Source organism: Arthrobacter sp. 05T423 (assembly GCF_056396245.1).
On the sequence record NZ_JBFTLC010000024.1, the window covers coordinates 76,566 to 91,071 of the forward strand.

Sequence of the window (14,506 nt, forward strand, 5' to 3'; positions counted from 1 at the left end):
GCAGTCTGGGCCCCTAGAGCAGTTGGGCACCTAGAGCAGTTCGAGCTCCCGGAGCTGGCGGGCTATGCCCGCACCGTCGGGGGAGTAGATCCACGGCACCGTCGAGGCGCTGTGGTCGCCGTCCTCAGAGTGCCCGCCAGCGAAGACGGCCTCACTCACGGACAGCTGCCGGATGGCGATGGCTGCCACCTTGTCCGCGTTGTGCTGCGTGAACTGCGAGTAGATCTGTTCGTCGTGCTGGCCGTTGTCACCTATCAGGAGCCAGCGCATGCGCGGGAATTCCGCCGCGAGCCGCTCCAGGTTGCGGCGCTTGTGCTCCTGGCCGCTGCGGAACCATCGGTCCTGGGTCAGTCCCCAGTCCGTCAGGAGCAGCGGGCCGGCCGGATACATGTTCCGGGTCAGGAACCGTGCCAGCGTGGGCGCTGCGTTCCAGGGCCCCGTGGAGAGGTAAATGACCGGCGCGTCGGGATGTTCAACAGTGAGCCGGTCCAGCAGCACCGCCATCCCGGGAGTGGCCATCCTGGCCCGCTCGCTCAGCACAAAGGTGTTCCAGAGGGCCAGAAACGGCCGGGGCAGTGCTGTGACCATGACGGTGTCGTCAATGTCGGAGACAATGCCAAACTTTGTGTCCGGGGCGATGACAAAGATGCTGGCTTCCACGGGTTCGGTGTCCGCTGTGCGGAGTACGGCGGTGTGCCAGCCCGGGGCGAGGGACACCGGAATGTCGATGTCCACCAGTCCGCCCCGGTCGGCGTTGACCTTCGTGACTGTTCCGCCGATCTCGATCTCCACTTCGGAGCGGGGAATGGGGACGCTGGTGAAGGCGCGCCAGCCCCGCACGTTCTGCGTGCCGTTCCGGGCGGCGTGATCGGCGCGGCTGCCGGGCACGGGTTTGCTGGCCAGCACCACCCTGCCCAGGACCCGGACCCACTCGGTGGAACCATAGCCCTGGTAAGCGATGGTCTTGGGTTCGAACTTCCAACGCCGGGCCACCTTCAGGCGCGAGGTATTGATCGCATCCGAGAGCCGGTGGGCGAGGCGGAAGACGCGCGTCCCTGACAAACTCGTCCCTGACAACGGGGATTCCTGTGACGCCATGTCCATGCCTTCACTCTGCCACAGGGCAGGGGCACATGGGTCGCCGCCCTGCGCTCTGTTACTCGCCCTACCCGCCGCCGTCTCCCAGCATTCCACGCAGGGTGTCGGCATTCCGCACGGCGTTGCCGCCGCCGTCGTTGTTGAAGTATGCGAAGACTTCCTTTCCTGAGTTCCGCCACTCCCGGATCCTGTCCGCCCACCAGCCCAGTTCCTCGTCCGAATAGGAGCCGCCGTACAGGTGCTGGTGGTCAGGCCCGTGCAGCCTGACGTAGACGAACGGGGCGGTGGCCTGGAGATTGCAGGGCAGATTGGCGCCGCTCATAACGGTGTACGCCGCCTGGTGCCGTTCCAGCAGCCTGTACACGTCTTGCTGCTCCCAGCTCGGATGCCGGAACTCTACGGCCACCCTGATCCAGTCCGGCATGGCGCCCAGGAAATAGTCCAGCCGGGCGTCATCCCTTGCCATGCCCGGGGGCAGCTGTACCAGCAGCACCGCGCGCTTGTCGCCGAGCTCGTGCCAGCAGCGGGAGATCCGTTCGATCCAGACCTCCGGGCCGTACAGCTTCTTCGCGTGGGTGAGGCCGCGGGGGGCCTTAACGGACAGGGCGAAACCGGCTGGCAGCCGGGCCCGCCAACCCGCGAACGTGGTGTCCCGGGGCCAGCGGTAGAAGCTGGCGTTCAGCTCCACCGTGCTGAACCGTGCCACATATTGCTGCAGACGGTCCCGGGTGGGAAGCCCGGGCGGGTACAGGACGTTCTCCCAATGGTCGTAGCTCCAGCCGGACGTGCCGATATGGATATTCACCCGATGGGACGTCACGCGAAGTGGGTTGACACAGGGCCGCCGCCGGCAGACTCCACGATGGCCGCAGCGACGTCGCGCAGCTTCAGGTTGCGCGTGCTGGACGCCGACTTGATCAGGTTGATGGCGTCCTCCTGGCTGCAGCGGTTCTGCGCAATGATGATGCCCACCGCCGTGTCGATGATGGTCCGTGACGCCATGGCCCGCTTCAGGTTGGCCGCGTTGTCGTTGCGTTGGGCCAGCATGACAGCGAGCCGCAGTCCCTTGGAGGCCTGGCGGACATAGCCGATGGCGCTCTCCACAGCGGCGGCGTCAAAGATATTCGGTGTCCGGGAGTACAGGTTCAGCCCCGCCCGTGCGTCGGCGCCGGGCAGTTCGAAAGGCACCGCCAGCACCGAGCGGATGCCGTTCATCAGCACGGTGTCGTTGTACTCCGGAAATTCAGAGTCCAGCTCGAAGTCCGGCACGTGGACCAGGACACCCTCCCGGCAGGACCGAAGGCAGGGCCCGTCGCCAAACTGGTACTGGAGTTCGTCCACTGCCTGGGCGTGCTCGCCGCTGCTGGCCACGGTGGCCGCCGAACGGTGCCGGAGGAGGGTAATGCCGCAATAGATCTGGCCGCGCGGACCCGACATGCTCTCGGCCGAGAACCGTGCCAGCTCATCGAGGAAATCCTGAACATCCTGGGTATCCAGCAGCATGTCCTGGACTCGCTCCACGACGTCGGCTTCGTTCACGCGACTATCCACTCAAGGCTCCACTTCCGCCTACAACCGGGAGCGCCGGGTCACAGGTCAGCCGGGTAACAGGTCAAGGGTCCGGCGGCCGCTCCGCCTAATTTTAGGCTACACCCGGCCGCCTCTCGTGCGGCGGGGCCCGGCTATGGCACTGTAAGGGCATGGTACGCATTGAGGATTATGCGGTTGTCGGGGATCTCCACACGGGGGCCTTGGTCAGCACTGAAGGGTCCATTGACTGGCTCTGCCTGCCGCGGTTCGATTCGCCGGCCTGCTTCAATGCGCTACTCGACACCCCAGAGGCTGGCCGCTGGCTCCTGGCCCCCGCAACCGGGGGCGGCTGCACGCGGCGGCGCTACCGCCGGCACACGCTCATCCTGGAAACCGAGTGGGAAACCGAGGACGGCGCCGTCCGGGTCATCGACTTCATGCCGCCCCGCGACGAGGTGGCCGACATCGTGCGGATCGTGGTGGGGCTGAGCGGCCACGTGCGGATGAGGAGCGAGCTGGCCCTGCGCTTCGACTATGGCCACATCATGCCTTGGGTACGCCGGGACAGCCACGGTCTTCACGCCATCGCCGGGCCGGATTCCGCGTACTTGGTGACCTCCGCGCCGCTGCGCGGCGAACGCATGCACACCGTCAGCGACTTCACCGTGAAGGCCGGCGAACGGGTGCCGTTCGTGCTGACGTGGGCGCCCAGCCACGTCCGCCGCCCCCGCTCCGTGGACGCCGAGGAAGTGCTCGATTCCACCGAGCGGTTCTGGCGGGAATGGGCGGACAAGTGCAAGGTCTCCGGGCCGTACAAGGACGCCGTGCAGCGCTCGCTGATCACCCTCAAAGCCCTTACCTACGCGCCCACCGGAGGCATCGTGGCGGCCGTAACCACGTCGCTGCCGGAGCAGTTGGGCGGGCCGCGGAACTGGGACTACCGCTACTGCTGGCTCCGCGATGCAACCCTAACGCTGCAGGCGTTGCTCGCCGCCGGCTACACCGCCGAGGCGGCGGCCTGGCGCGACTGGCTGCTGCGGGCCGTGGCCGGGGACCCTGCCGACCTGCAGATCATGTACGGGATCCATGGCGAACGCAGGCTGCCGGAGATGGAACTGCCCTGGCTGTCCGGATATGAGGGCTCGGCGCCGGTGCGGGTGGGCAACGCTGCCGCGGGGCAGCTGCAGCTGGATGTATGGGGTGAAGTGCTGGACTGCCTTGCGCTGACCCGCAACTCGCTGCTGAAGCACACGGACGAAGCCTGGGACGTCCAGGTGGCGCTGATGGAATACCTCGAAGGCGCATGGGACCAGCCGGACAACGGGCTGTGGGAGATGCGCGGGCCGCGGCGCCATTTCACACATTCCAAGGTGATGGCCTGGGTGGCAGCGGACCGGATGGTCAAAGGGGTCCGGGATTCGGGGCTTCCCGGTCCCGCGGACCGCTGGGAGGCACTCCGCGACACCATCCGCGCCGAAGTCATGGCGAACGGCTTCGACGCCGACCGGAACACCTTCACGCAGAGCTATGGGCGGCCCGAACTCGACGCCAGCCTGCTCCTCATTCCCAGGGTGGGCTTCCTCCCGCCCGACGACCCCCGGGTGACCGGCACCATCGACGCCATCCAGCGCGAACTGACGGAGGACGGGTTCGTGCTCCGTTACCGGCCGGAGGCGAGCGACGACGGGCTGCCCGGGGGCGAAGGGGTTTTCCTCGCCTGTTCCTTCTGGCTCGTGGAGGCACTGCTTGGGGCAGGCCGGCGCAGGGAGGCCACGGAACTGTTTGAACGGCTGCTGTCGCTGCGGAACGACGTCGGCCTGCTGAGTGAGGAATGGGGCGTCCAAAGTGGGCGGCACCTGGGGAACACCCCGCAGGCGTTCAGCCATTTCGCGCTGGTGACCAGTGCCCTGCAACTGAGCCAGCGCCGGTCCCACCGGAGCGACAAGCCGCTACCGTCCAAGGCCGGGACCGGGTGATCGGATGCGGTGCCCCGGCCCGGTTCGAGCCGAAATTTGGGTGACACCTCTCACCTTCGTCGTGTAGGTAAGTATACTTACTAAACATGTCACCGAAAGGTGAAGAAGGAGGACAACCAAATGTCTGGATATTTCGAGTTGGTGGACGCTCCCGACGGCGGTTACAGGATCCGGCTGCTGGACGGAACGGGTGCGCTGATGGCTGTGTCCGTGACCTTCCCGACGAAGCGCGCAGCAGTTGCCGGAGTTGCCCAGGCCAGGGAGATTGCCGGCACCGGCCTGATCCGTGACTGCTGCAAGGATGCTGTGAAGCGGCCCGCCCCAAAGCGGCATGGCAAGCCCGCAAGGCAGGCGCTGAAGTCCACGGTTGCGGTGGGTTACGGGTCCCCGAGGACCGTCCCGCACCGGGTACCCGCGCCGCAGTTGGCCGAACGCTGAGGGCGGCAGGAGTGTCAGGGGGCGAGGAATCGGCGGGCCACTTGCCAGCAGGGCGGCGCCGGGAGAAGGGCGTCCTGTTCGATGTTGACGGGACGCTGATCGATTCGGCGTACATCCACACCCTCGCCTGGTGGCAGGCGTTCCGCCAGTTAGGCTTCGACGTGCCCATGGCCCGGATCCACCGCTGTGTAGGGATGGGCGGGGCGCGACTGGTGGACCACCTGCTGCCGGACTCCCGGAATAAGGACGTGGACGAGGCTGTTCTGTCCGCCCATTCCGGGATCTTCGGCACCTACTGGCCTTCGCTCCGCGCGTTCGACGGGGCCCGCGACCTGTTGGCCGGATGCAGTGAGCGCGGGTTGGCGGTGGCCCTGGCCTCGTCCGCGAGGGAGCAGGATCTCGAGGCGCTCCGGTCGGCTCTGGGGGCAGATGACTTCATCCATGCCGCTACCAGCTCCAACGATGCCGAGAACAGCAAGCCCGAGCCGGACATCCTCGTGGCGGCACTGGAGGCCGTGGGGATTGAAGCCTCCGCGGCCGTCTATGTGGGGGATTCGGTGTGGGACGTCATGGCGGCCGGCAAGCTGGGCATCCCCACCATCGCCCTCACCTGCGGCGGCACCAGCGACGCGGAACTCCGCGAGGCGGGGGCTGTTGAGGTGTATGAGGACCCCCGGGACCTGCTGGACAACCTGGCCGGAAGCGCCATTGGAAAGCTGCTGGCCGGGTAGCTGATCCGGCCGCCGGATCAGGGTCCGGCCGTGTCCACCGTGGACTCGCTGCCCGTGAACCCTCCGCCCTCGGGCTCGTCGGCGTAGGTACCTCTGCTCCACGACACCGCAACGGCAACGGAGCCGTCGTCGTTCCTTACTACCTCGGTGACGACTTCCGAAACCGCGGCCCCCATGGCGAGGATTTTCGCGCGGTAGGTGGTCACCAGCTCCTCCAGGCTGGCCTCCGTCCATTCACCGGGGCGCATGCGGGTGGAAATTTCCACCGGTTCGGGCTGGTACAGCGACATGATGGGCGCCTTTCCTGGGGGGCAAGAACAGTTCCTACGCTAGGAGCGATCCCGGGCCGAAACAAGAGAAAAGCAAGGATGCTTACCTTCTACCTTCGAATCCCGAAAAAATTGATAAGCATACTGATCTTCACATCCGGACATGATCACGTTACGGTCGAAAGGACGCGACCTGCAGCGAGAGGAAGGCATTCCAGTGAAGGCACTGACTTGGCAAGGCAAGCGCTCGGTGAGCGTAAAGGAAGTACCGGATCCTGTCATCCAGGAGCCCACGGATGCCATTGTGCGGATCACATCGTCCGCGATCTGCGGCTCGGACCTCCACCTGTACGAGGTGCTTGGTCCATACATGCACAAGGATGACGTGCTGGGCCACGAGCCCATGGGCATCGTGGAAGAGGTGGGAAGCTCCGTTACCCATCTGGCCAAGGGCGACCGTGTGGTCATTCCCTTCAACATTTCCTGCGGCAACTGTTACATGTGCTCCCAGGGCTTGCAGTCGCAGTGCGAAACCAGCCAGGTCCGGGAAAAGAACTCAGGGTGTGCGATTTTCGGATACTCGGAGCTTTACGGCTCCGTTCCCGGCGGCCAGGCGGAGTACCTGCGGGTGCCGTTCGCCGACTACGGCCCCGTCAAAGTGGGACAGGAACTGCCGGATGAGCGGTACCTTTTCCTCTCGGATATTCTTCCCACCGCCTGGCAGGCCGTGAAATACGCCGATGCACCGGCGGGTGGAACGCTGGCGGTCTTCGGGCTTGGCCCGGTGGGGCAGTTCGCCTCCCGGATTGGCAGCTACCTTGGCCAGCGGGTGATAGGCGTTGATCCCGTTCCGGAGCGCCGCGAGATGGCGGCGCGCCACGGCGTCGAGGTCCTGGACTATTCCAAGGGCGTCGCAGACGAACTGCGTGAGATGACCGGCGGCCGGGGGCCCGATTCGGTGGTTGACGCCGTCGGCATGGAGGCGCACGGCTCGCCGGTGGCGGGCTTCGCCCACCAGGCACTCGGCCTCCTTCCCGACAAGGTCGCCCAAAAGGCCATGGAAACCGCCGGCGTGGACAGGCTCGCCGCGCTCCACACCGCCGTGGATACGGTCCGGCGCGGGGGCACGCTTTCCCTGAGCGGCGTGTATGGTGGCACGGCCAGCCCAATGCCGCTGCTCACCATGTTCGACAAGCAGATCCAGCTGCGCATGGGCCAGTGCAACGTCCGCCGGTGGACCGATGAGCTGCTTCCGCTGGTGGAGGACGACGCCGATCCGCTGGGTGTGATGGATCTGGTCACCCACACAGCGGGGCTGGCCGAGGCACCGGAGCTCTATGCAAAGTTCCAGAAGAAAGAGGACGGCTGCATCAAGGTGGTCCTCAAGCCCTGACGGGCCTTAATGGCACCGGGCTTTAGCAGCGAGGTCCGGGACGGCGGCTGGCGGGCGACTCACCCGCCAGCCGCTTTCCGTCCGGGCTCGTCCTACTGTTCGCGCCACTCGTGGCCGGTGATGTGGGAACCGGCCTGCGGGCCCATCTGGAGCATGCCGCCGTCGACCGCCCACGACGCCCCGGTCAGGTAGTCACCGCAACCCTGCCCGCTGCCCGGACCAGCGCCTCAGCGGTGGCGCGGCCGATGCCGGAATCGCTGCCGGTGACGATGGCGGTGCGGGGTGAGAAGTCCATGCTGCGTCCCTTCAGTGCGTCCCTTCTAGGGGCCTCAGGCTGCCGCATCCACGACGCAGAAGCGGTTTCCGTCCGGGTCTTCCAGCACGATGAAATCCGGGTCGTCCGGGTAAGAGTCCCAGCGCACCCGGGCCGCACCGAGTTCGACGAGGCGCTCCACCTCGGCGGCCTGGTCATCGGCGTAGAGATCCAGGTGGAGGCGCGGATGGGACTGGGCCGGGGTCTCACTGAGCATGAGGGCGAGACGGGCGCCGTCGCCTTTTTGTGGGACGAGCACCACCCATGTTTCGTCGCCGTCTTCCCGCGGGATGTAACCGAGGGCGTCGCACCAGAATGCGGTGGCGCGGGCAACGTCGTTGACGCCAAGGACAGTCGTTCCGATCGTCAGCATGCCTTCATGCTTCCCTGCGCCCAGTTGCGGCGCAAGGGGTTGGGTGGGTCAGCCAGGCTAACACAGCGAAATCGCCGGAAGACAACGAAGTCGCCGGAAGCTACCAGCGTACGGGCAGGCTTCCGGCGACTTCGGTGGCAGGTATGGAGGAAGGCTACGTCAGGCGGATCTGGCGGTTGACGTCCTTGTACAGCAGGTAGCGGAATTCGCCCGGGCCGCCGGCGTAGCAGGCTTGCGGGCAGAAGGCGCGCAGCCACATGAAGTCGCCAGCTTCCACCTCTACCCAATCGTTGTTGAGCAGGTACATGGCTTTGCCTTGGAGGACATAAAGGCCGTGCTCCATGACGTGGGTCTCCGGGAACGGGATCACGCCGCCGGGCTGGAAGGTCACGATGTTCACGTGCATGTCGTGGGCCAGGTCGTTGGGGTCCGCGAAGCGGGTGGTCTTCCAGACGCCGTTGACGTCCGGCATTTCGCTCGGTTCAACGTCCGCATCACTGGTCACGAAGGACTTGGCCTCGTAACCCTCAAGCCGCTCGTAGGCCTTGCGGATCCAGTGGAAGGACACAATGTCATCCGAGACGTTCTCCAGGCCCCAGCTTGAACCTGCTGCGAGGTAGGCGTAGCCACCCTCCTCCAGCTGGTGCAGCTCGCCGTCGAGCGTCAGATTCACCCGTCCCTTGGTGACGAAGACGACGCCTTCGACGCCGGCCTCGAATTCGGCCCTGGGGGCGCCTCCGCCGGGACCGATCTCAACGATCAGCTGGGAGAACGTGGTGGCGAACCCCGAGATCGGGCGGGCAATGATCCACGAACGGGTGTTCGTGAAGCCCGGCAGGTTGCTGGTGACAATATCGGTCAGCACGCCCTTGGGGATGACGGTGTAGGCCTCTTTGACGATCGCGCGCTCGGTGGTGAGGTGCGTTTGGGGCGGCAGTCCGCCTTCAGGGGAGTAGTACTTGCCCATCATTGGATCCTTACTTTGAAGTGGTCTGGGCCAGCCGTGGGTGGGCCAGTCCGGTGAGTTGGGGGATTCCGACGCCGGCAGCCGCCAGCACCTCCTCGGCACCGACCGCGCCGCACTGGACGCCGCGCAGCACGAACGCGGCGAGCGCGCGGGCGGTGGCCGGCTCATCCATGACGCCGCCTTCCGTCTGCTCCACGTAGTTCCGCAGCCGGGCGGCCGCGGCGGGCAGGCCCTGGCGGTAGAAGGCATACGTTGCTGCGAAGCGGCTGGGGAGCTGGGCCGGGTGCAGGTCCCACCCTTGGTAGAAGCCGCGCTCCAGGGATCGGCGCACCAGCCGGCCGTGCAGCTGCCAGGCTTTTTCCACGTTGTCGCCCACGGGAATGATGTTGGTGGATCCGTCGGACAGCCGGATGCCCGTACCGGCCACGGCCAGCTGCATGACTTCCTTGGCGAAGTCGGCCACCGGGTGTTCCATCGACTGGTACTCGGCGGAGATCTGCAGGGAAGCGGAGTAATCGTACGTGCCGTAGTGCAGCCCGCTGATCCGTCCGGGAACGGCGTGCGGCAGCTGTGCCACCGGGGACGTTCCCGCCGGGCCGAGGATGAGCTGCGGCGTCTCCACCTGCACCTCGAACCGGAGCCGTCCGGCGGGGAGCGAGTGGATCTCCTCAAGGCGGGAGACCGCGTAGTCCATGGCCTGCACCTGCGCCACGGTGGTGACCTTGGGCAGGGTCAGGACCAGGCCTGCGGGCAGTTCGCCGGCCGCGGCCAGGCCGGAGACAAACAGGTCGAGGGTGCGCAGCCCGCGGGCGCGGGTGGGGGCCTCGAAGCACTTGAACCGGATCCCGATGAACGGCGGCGCGGAGCCGGCCGAGACTGCGGCGGCCACGGCGGAGGCCGCGGCAATGGCGGCGGCGTCCTCCGCGTCGTCGCCCCTATCCCCGAACCCATCCTCGAAGTCGAGCCGGAGGTCCTCGATCGGTTCGGTGCCCAGCTTTGCCTCCACCCGGGAGGCAACCGCTTCGGCGAGCTCGGCGTCCTGGCCCAGCAGCGAACCGAGCCGGGCCAGCCCGCCGTGGCCGGCAGCCGTCGCCAGCGCCTGGGTTCCCCAGTCCGCGGCGAGCGACGGCGTGAACCGGTCAGCGGGGACGTACACCGTGTGGACGGGCTGGCGGGAGCCGTCGTCGCCCGGGTAGTTCTGCTCGAGCAGCCGGTCGGTGTCCGCCAGCTTCCCGTCGATCCGTGCCAGGTCGGCTGCGGTCAGCGAGGTTTCGGGTACCGCCATGCCTCAGCCCACCAGTTCGTAGGCCGGGGTGGTGAGGAAGTCCGTGTAATCCTCGGAGAGGCAGATGTCGCCGATCAGGGCGCTCGCGGGCTGGTAGTAGCGGGCGAACGCTTCCTCGCCCACCTCGCCGCGCAGCTTTTCGGTTTCCTCGGCGAGGATCCGGGTGACCAGTTCGCGCGTGACCTTGTTGCCGGTGTCCGCCAGGACCACTTCGTTGCGGATCTGCTGCCAGACCTGCGAGCGGGAGATTTCCGCCGTGGCGGCGTCCTCCATCAGGTTGTGGATGGCCACCGCGCCGTTGCCGGAGATCCAGACGGCGGTGTAGGCCACAGCCACGTAGAGGTTCAGGCGCAGCCCGGCTTCCGTAACCTGGCCCTCCGCGGAGGCGATGTCCAGCAGCTGGCCGGCCGTGACGGAGACCTCCGGGCGCTGCTTGTCCAGCTGGTTGGGGCGGTCCCCGAGCACGGAGTCGAACACCTCCTGGCAGACGGGCACCAGGTCCGGGTGTGCCACCCAGGAGCCGTCGAAGCCGTCGTTCGCCTCGCGGGTTTTGTCCGCGCGGACCTTCTCGAAGGCCTGTGCGGTGACCTCGGGTTCGCGCCGGTTGGGGATGACCGCCGCCATGCCGCCCATGGCGAAGGCGCCGCGGTGGTGGCAGGTCTTGACCAGCAGTTCCGTGTACGCCCGCATGAACGGCGCCGTCATGGCAACGGTGGCCCGGTCCGGCAGCACAAAGCTGGCGCCGGCGTCGCGGAAGTACTTGATGATGCTGAAGAGGTAATCCCACCGGCCGGCGTTCAGCCCCGAGGCGTGGTCCCGCAGCTCGTAGAGGATCTCGTCCATCTCGAACGCGGCAGGGATGGTTTCGATCAGCACAGTCGCGCGGATGGTGCCCTGGCCGAGGCCGAGGAAGTCCTGGGCGAAGACGAACACGTCGTTCCACAGCCGCGCCTCGAGGTGGCTCTCCATCTTCGGCAGGTAGTAGTACGGGCCCTGGCCGTTGAGCACCAGCTGCTTGGCGATGTGGAAGAAGTGCAGGCCGAAGTCCACCAGCCCGCCGACGGCGGGTTCGCCGTCGAGCAGCAGGTGCCGCTCCTCCATGTGCCAGCCGCGGGGGCGGGCCACCACGACGGCCAGCGGGGCGTCGGTGCGGAGGCGGTACTCCTTGCCCTCGGGGGAGGTGTAGGCCAGCGTTCCGGTGGCGGCGTCGCGGAGGTTGAGGATGGCGTCAATGACGTTGCCCCATGTGGGCGTGCTGGCGTCCTCGAGGTCCGCGAGCCACACCTTGGCGCCGGAGTTCAGGGCGTTGATGGCCATCTTGGCCGGCGAGGCCGGGCCGGTCATCTCAACCCGGCGGTCCTGCAGCGCCGCTGGTGCCGGCGCAACCTTCCAGTCGCCGTCGCGCACGTCCTTGGTCTCCGGCAGGAAATCCAGCCTGCCGGTGCGGGCCACCTGCTCACGCTTGACTTTGCGGGCCGTGAGCAGCTCGCCGCGCCTGCCGGCGAAGCGCTTGTGGAGCTCCTCCACGAACGCGAGGGCCTTCGGGGTGAGAATCTCCTCCGCACGCTCGATCGGCCGGGGGTCTGTGACTGTGATAGCCATTGTGGGTCCTTTCCAGGGCTGATTCAGGCGTTGGCGAGAGCCGCGTCCGCGGGCGCCGCAACAGTAGCGGGTGCTGCGTGTGCGGTCCGGACACCCGCTGCCGCATGTGCCGCGTTGGCTACCGCCGTGGCGACATCGGCGGCCACGTGGGGATCGAAGACGCTGGGGATAATGTAGCTCGCATTCAGCTCGTCGTCAGCCACCCGGTTGGCGATCGCCTCCGCGGCGGCCACCAGCATCTCCGGCGTGATGTCCGATGCCCCGGCGTCCAGCAGCCCGCGGAAGAAGCCCGGGAAGGCCAGGACGTTGTTGATCTGGTTCGGGAAGTCGCTGCGGCCGGTGGCCACGACGGCGGCGTGCTTGGACGCAATGCTGGGGTCGATTTCCGGCGTCGGGTTGGCCATCGCGAAGACAATGGCTTTGTCCGCCATTGAGGCAACCTGCTCCTCGCCGATCACGTGCGGGGCGCTCACGCCGATGAAGACGTCCGCACCCTTGAGGGCCTCGTGCAGCGTGCCGGAGAAGCCTTCCTCGTTGGTGTTGGCCGCGATCCAGGTGCGGTGTTCGTCGTCGTACTTTTCGCCCGAGTGGATGGCGCCGGAGCGGCCGGCGGCGATGATGTGCTGCGCGCCCTGGGCCTTGAGGAGCTGGATGATCGCCGAGCCTGCGGCGCCGACGCCGGAGACCACGATGCGGACGTCCGCGAGCTTCTTGCCCACGACGCGCAGGGCGTTGACCAGGGCGGCCAGCGTGACGATGGCGGTGCCGTGCTGGTCGTCGTGGAACACCGGGATGTCCAGTTCCTCACGGAGCCGGTTTTCGATCTCGAAGCAGCGCGGCGCGGCGATGTCCTCGAGGTTCACGCCGCCGTAGACGGGGGCGAGGGCCTTGACGATCTTGATGATTTCTTCGGTGTCCTGGGTGTCCAGGCAGACCGGCCAGGCATCGACATTGGCGAACTGCTTGAACAGAGCGGCCTTGCCCTCCATGACCGGAAGCGCGGCTGCCGGGCCGATGTTGCCCAGGCCCAGGACGGCAGAACCATCGGTGACCACGGCGATCGTGTTCCGCTTGACCGTCAGGTTCCGGGCGGCGTCGGGGTTTTCAGCGATGGCAAGGCAGACGCGGGCGACGCCGGGGGTGTAGGCGCGGGAGAGGTCGTCGCGGTTGCGCAGCGCCACCTTCGGGACCACCTCGAGCTTGCCGCCGAGGTGCATCAGGAAGGTGCGGTCCGAGACGTTGCGTACGGTGACGCCGTCGAGCGCGTTAAGGGCGTCCTTCACGCGGTCCGCGTGGTCCTGGTCCGTGGTGTTGCAGGTGACGTCGACAACCAGCGTCTCGTGGTGCGACTCGGTGACGTCCAGTGCCGTGATGGCCGCTCCGGCCGCGCCGACGGCTGCCGCGAGCTCGCTGGTGGCCGTGAAGCTCGAGGGTGCCTCCACGCGCAGGGTGATTGAGTTTCCGGGGCTCGGGTTCGCCATTGAATGTCCTCCTGATTCGGGCCCGCCGCTGCGGTGGGCTGTTCTCGTGAATATTTTCGTATTATGGATATTATTATCTACTTTATGGAAATACAAGCCCCTACTGCTTTCATCGACGCGGCCTGTGGGCTTGCTGTATCTTTGGCTGTCTAAGCAACTTTTTTCACGATGCGGATAAGAGTTGTCGTATTCAAGACAACAGGAGAGTGCTACATGGCTGAGAAGGCCTCTGGAGGCGTGCAGTCCGTTGAGCGCGTCTTTGAACTTTTGGAACTGATCACCGACGCCGGCGGCGACGTGACGCTCAGCGAGCTCTCCTCCTCCACGGACCTGCCCCTGCCCACGATCCACCGGCTGCTGCGCACGCTCGTGGCGCTGGGGTACATCCGCCAGCTGCCCAACCGACGCTACGCCCTGGGCCCGCGGCTGATCCGGCTCGGCGAAGGCGCCAACAAGCAGCTCGGTGCCCTGGCGCGGCCGCAGCTGAAGTCCCTCGTGGACCGGCTGGGGGAGACCTCCAACATGGCCGTGCTGGACTCGGACATGGTGATTTATGTGGCCCAGGTGCCGTCGCTGCACTCCATGCGCATGTTCACCGAGGTGGGCCGCCGCGCCCATACGCACGACACCGGCGTCGGCAAGGCGATCCTGGCGCAGCTGGACGACGAGGTGGTGCGCGGCATCGTGACCCGCACCGGCATGCCCACGCCCACGGCCAAGAGCATCGGCGACTTCGATGCCCTGATTGCGGACCTGAACCAGATCCGCGAGCGCGGCTACTCGATCGACGAGGAGGAGCAGGAGCTTGGCGTGCGCTGCTTCGCCATGGCCGTGCCCAATGCGCCCACGCCCACCGCCATCTCCGTCTCCGGGCCGGTCTCCCGCGTGGACCAGGCCTTCGCCGACCGCGCCGTGCCGCTCCTCCGCGAAGCAGCCCAGGCCATCTCGGACGAGCTCAACCAAAACTGACGCGCTTTCCCCAAACTGACCTCCCGCCGTCGTTCTTCAATACAGCGCGAACGTGCAGGTAATGCCCTCAAATCCGGGATT

General features: G+C 66.7%; 14 protein-coding genes and 1 pseudogene. 5 read left to right on the top strand and 10 right to left on the bottom strand.

The features are described 5' to 3' along the window. Positions 1–30: 30 nt before the first annotated feature. The 3 genes from AC1DFE_RS16790 to AC1DFE_RS16800 form a co-directional block, all read right to left on the bottom strand. The gene (locus AC1DFE_RS16790) at positions 31–1,104 is read right to left on the bottom strand and encodes an App1 family protein (protein WP_476907010.1); all 1,074 of its coding nucleotides are present in this window, start codon (positions 1,102–1,104) and stop codon (positions 31–33) included. Positions 1,105–1,165: 61 nt separating this feature from the next. Further along, positions 1,166–1,903, bottom strand: coding sequence for a DUF72 domain-containing protein (locus tag AC1DFE_RS16795; RefSeq protein WP_476907039.1), 738 nt, complete (start codon positions 1,901–1,903; stop codon positions 1,166–1,168). 11 nt (positions 1,904–1,914) lie between these two features. Then, positions 1,915–2,601 carry a GAF and ANTAR domain-containing protein gene (locus tag AC1DFE_RS16800; RefSeq protein WP_476907040.1) on the bottom strand — a complete coding sequence of 229 codons (687 nt, stop codon included), beginning with the start codon at positions 2,599–2,601 and terminating at the stop codon, positions 1,915–1,917. A 197-nt stretch (positions 2,602–2,798) separates the two neighbouring features. On the opposite strand from AC1DFE_RS16800, the gene AC1DFE_RS16805 reads away from it, so the two are divergent. The 3 genes from AC1DFE_RS16805 to AC1DFE_RS16815 all read left to right on the top strand — a co-directional run bounded on the left by AC1DFE_RS16805 (position 2,799) and on the right by AC1DFE_RS16815 (position 5,773). Continuing rightward, positions 2,799–4,604, top strand: coding sequence for a glycoside hydrolase family 15 protein (locus AC1DFE_RS16805; protein WP_476907011.1), 1,806 nt, complete (start codon positions 2,799–2,801; stop codon positions 4,602–4,604). A gap of 120 nt (positions 4,605–4,724) precedes the next feature. Beyond that, positions 4,725–5,042, top strand: coding sequence for a YegP family protein (locus AC1DFE_RS16810; RefSeq protein WP_476907012.1), 318 nt, complete (start codon positions 4,725–4,727; stop codon positions 5,040–5,042). 41 nt (positions 5,043–5,083) lie between these two features. Beyond that, the gene (locus AC1DFE_RS16815; RefSeq protein WP_476907013.1) at positions 5,084–5,773 is read left to right on the top strand and encodes an HAD family hydrolase; all 690 of its coding nucleotides are present in this window, start codon (positions 5,084–5,086) and stop codon (positions 5,771–5,773) included. Between the two features lie 17 nt (positions 5,774–5,790). Here AC1DFE_RS16815 and AC1DFE_RS16820 read toward each other — a convergent pair whose 3' ends face one another. Then, positions 5,791–6,063: a hypothetical protein gene (locus AC1DFE_RS16820; protein ID WP_476907014.1), complete on the bottom strand. Its 273-nt coding sequence runs from the start codon at positions 6,061–6,063 to the stop codon at positions 5,791–5,793. 196 nt (positions 6,064–6,259) lie between these two features. Here AC1DFE_RS16820 and AC1DFE_RS16825 point away from each other — a divergent pair, with 196 nt between their 5' ends. Then, positions 6,260–7,435, top strand: coding sequence for a zinc-dependent alcohol dehydrogenase (locus AC1DFE_RS16825; RefSeq protein WP_476907015.1), 1,176 nt, complete (start codon positions 6,260–6,262; stop codon positions 7,433–7,435). Positions 7,436–7,527: 92 nt separating this feature from the next. Here the strand turns inward: AC1DFE_RS16825 and AC1DFE_RS16830 are convergent. From AC1DFE_RS16830 to AC1DFE_RS16855, 6 genes and pseudogenes are all read right to left on the bottom strand, one after another. Further along, positions 7,528–7,626 (bottom strand): annotated as a pseudogene (locus tag AC1DFE_RS16830) (SDR family oxidoreductase); the annotation flags it as partial. 138 nt (positions 7,627–7,764) lie between these two features. Then, on the bottom strand, positions 7,765–8,121 hold the full coding sequence (locus tag AC1DFE_RS16835) for a VOC family protein (protein ID WP_476907016.1): 357 nt from the start codon (positions 8,119–8,121) through the stop codon (positions 7,765–7,767). A 154-nt stretch (positions 8,122–8,275) separates the two neighbouring features. Then, positions 8,276–9,088: a bifunctional allantoicase/(S)-ureidoglycine aminohydrolase gene (locus AC1DFE_RS16840; protein ID WP_476907017.1), complete on the bottom strand. Its 813-nt coding sequence runs from the start codon at positions 9,086–9,088 to the stop codon at positions 8,276–8,278. 10 nt (positions 9,089–9,098) lie between these two features. Next, complete coding sequence (locus AC1DFE_RS16845) at positions 9,099–10,373, bottom strand: DUF6986 family protein (RefSeq protein ID WP_476907018.1); 1,275 nt, start codon at positions 10,371–10,373, stop codon at positions 9,099–9,101. A 3-nt stretch (positions 10,374–10,376) separates the two neighbouring features. Further along, on the bottom strand, positions 10,377–11,975 hold the full coding sequence (aceB, locus tag AC1DFE_RS16850; protein WP_476907019.1) for a malate synthase A: 1,599 nt from the start codon (positions 11,973–11,975) through the stop codon (positions 10,377–10,379). A 23-nt stretch (positions 11,976–11,998) separates the two neighbouring features. Next, a complete protein-coding gene (locus AC1DFE_RS16855) occupies positions 11,999–13,456 on the bottom strand; it encodes an NAD-dependent malic enzyme (RefSeq protein ID WP_476907020.1) in 1,458 nt (485 codons plus the stop codon). Positions 13,457–13,669: 213 nt separating this feature from the next. On the opposite strand from AC1DFE_RS16855, the gene AC1DFE_RS16860 reads away from it, so the two are divergent. After that, positions 13,670–14,425, top strand: a complete 756-nt coding sequence (locus tag AC1DFE_RS16860) for an IclR family transcriptional regulator (RefSeq protein ID WP_476907021.1) — start codon at positions 13,670–13,672, stop codon at positions 14,423–14,425. The last annotated feature ends 81 nt before the right edge of the window (positions 14,426–14,506 follow it).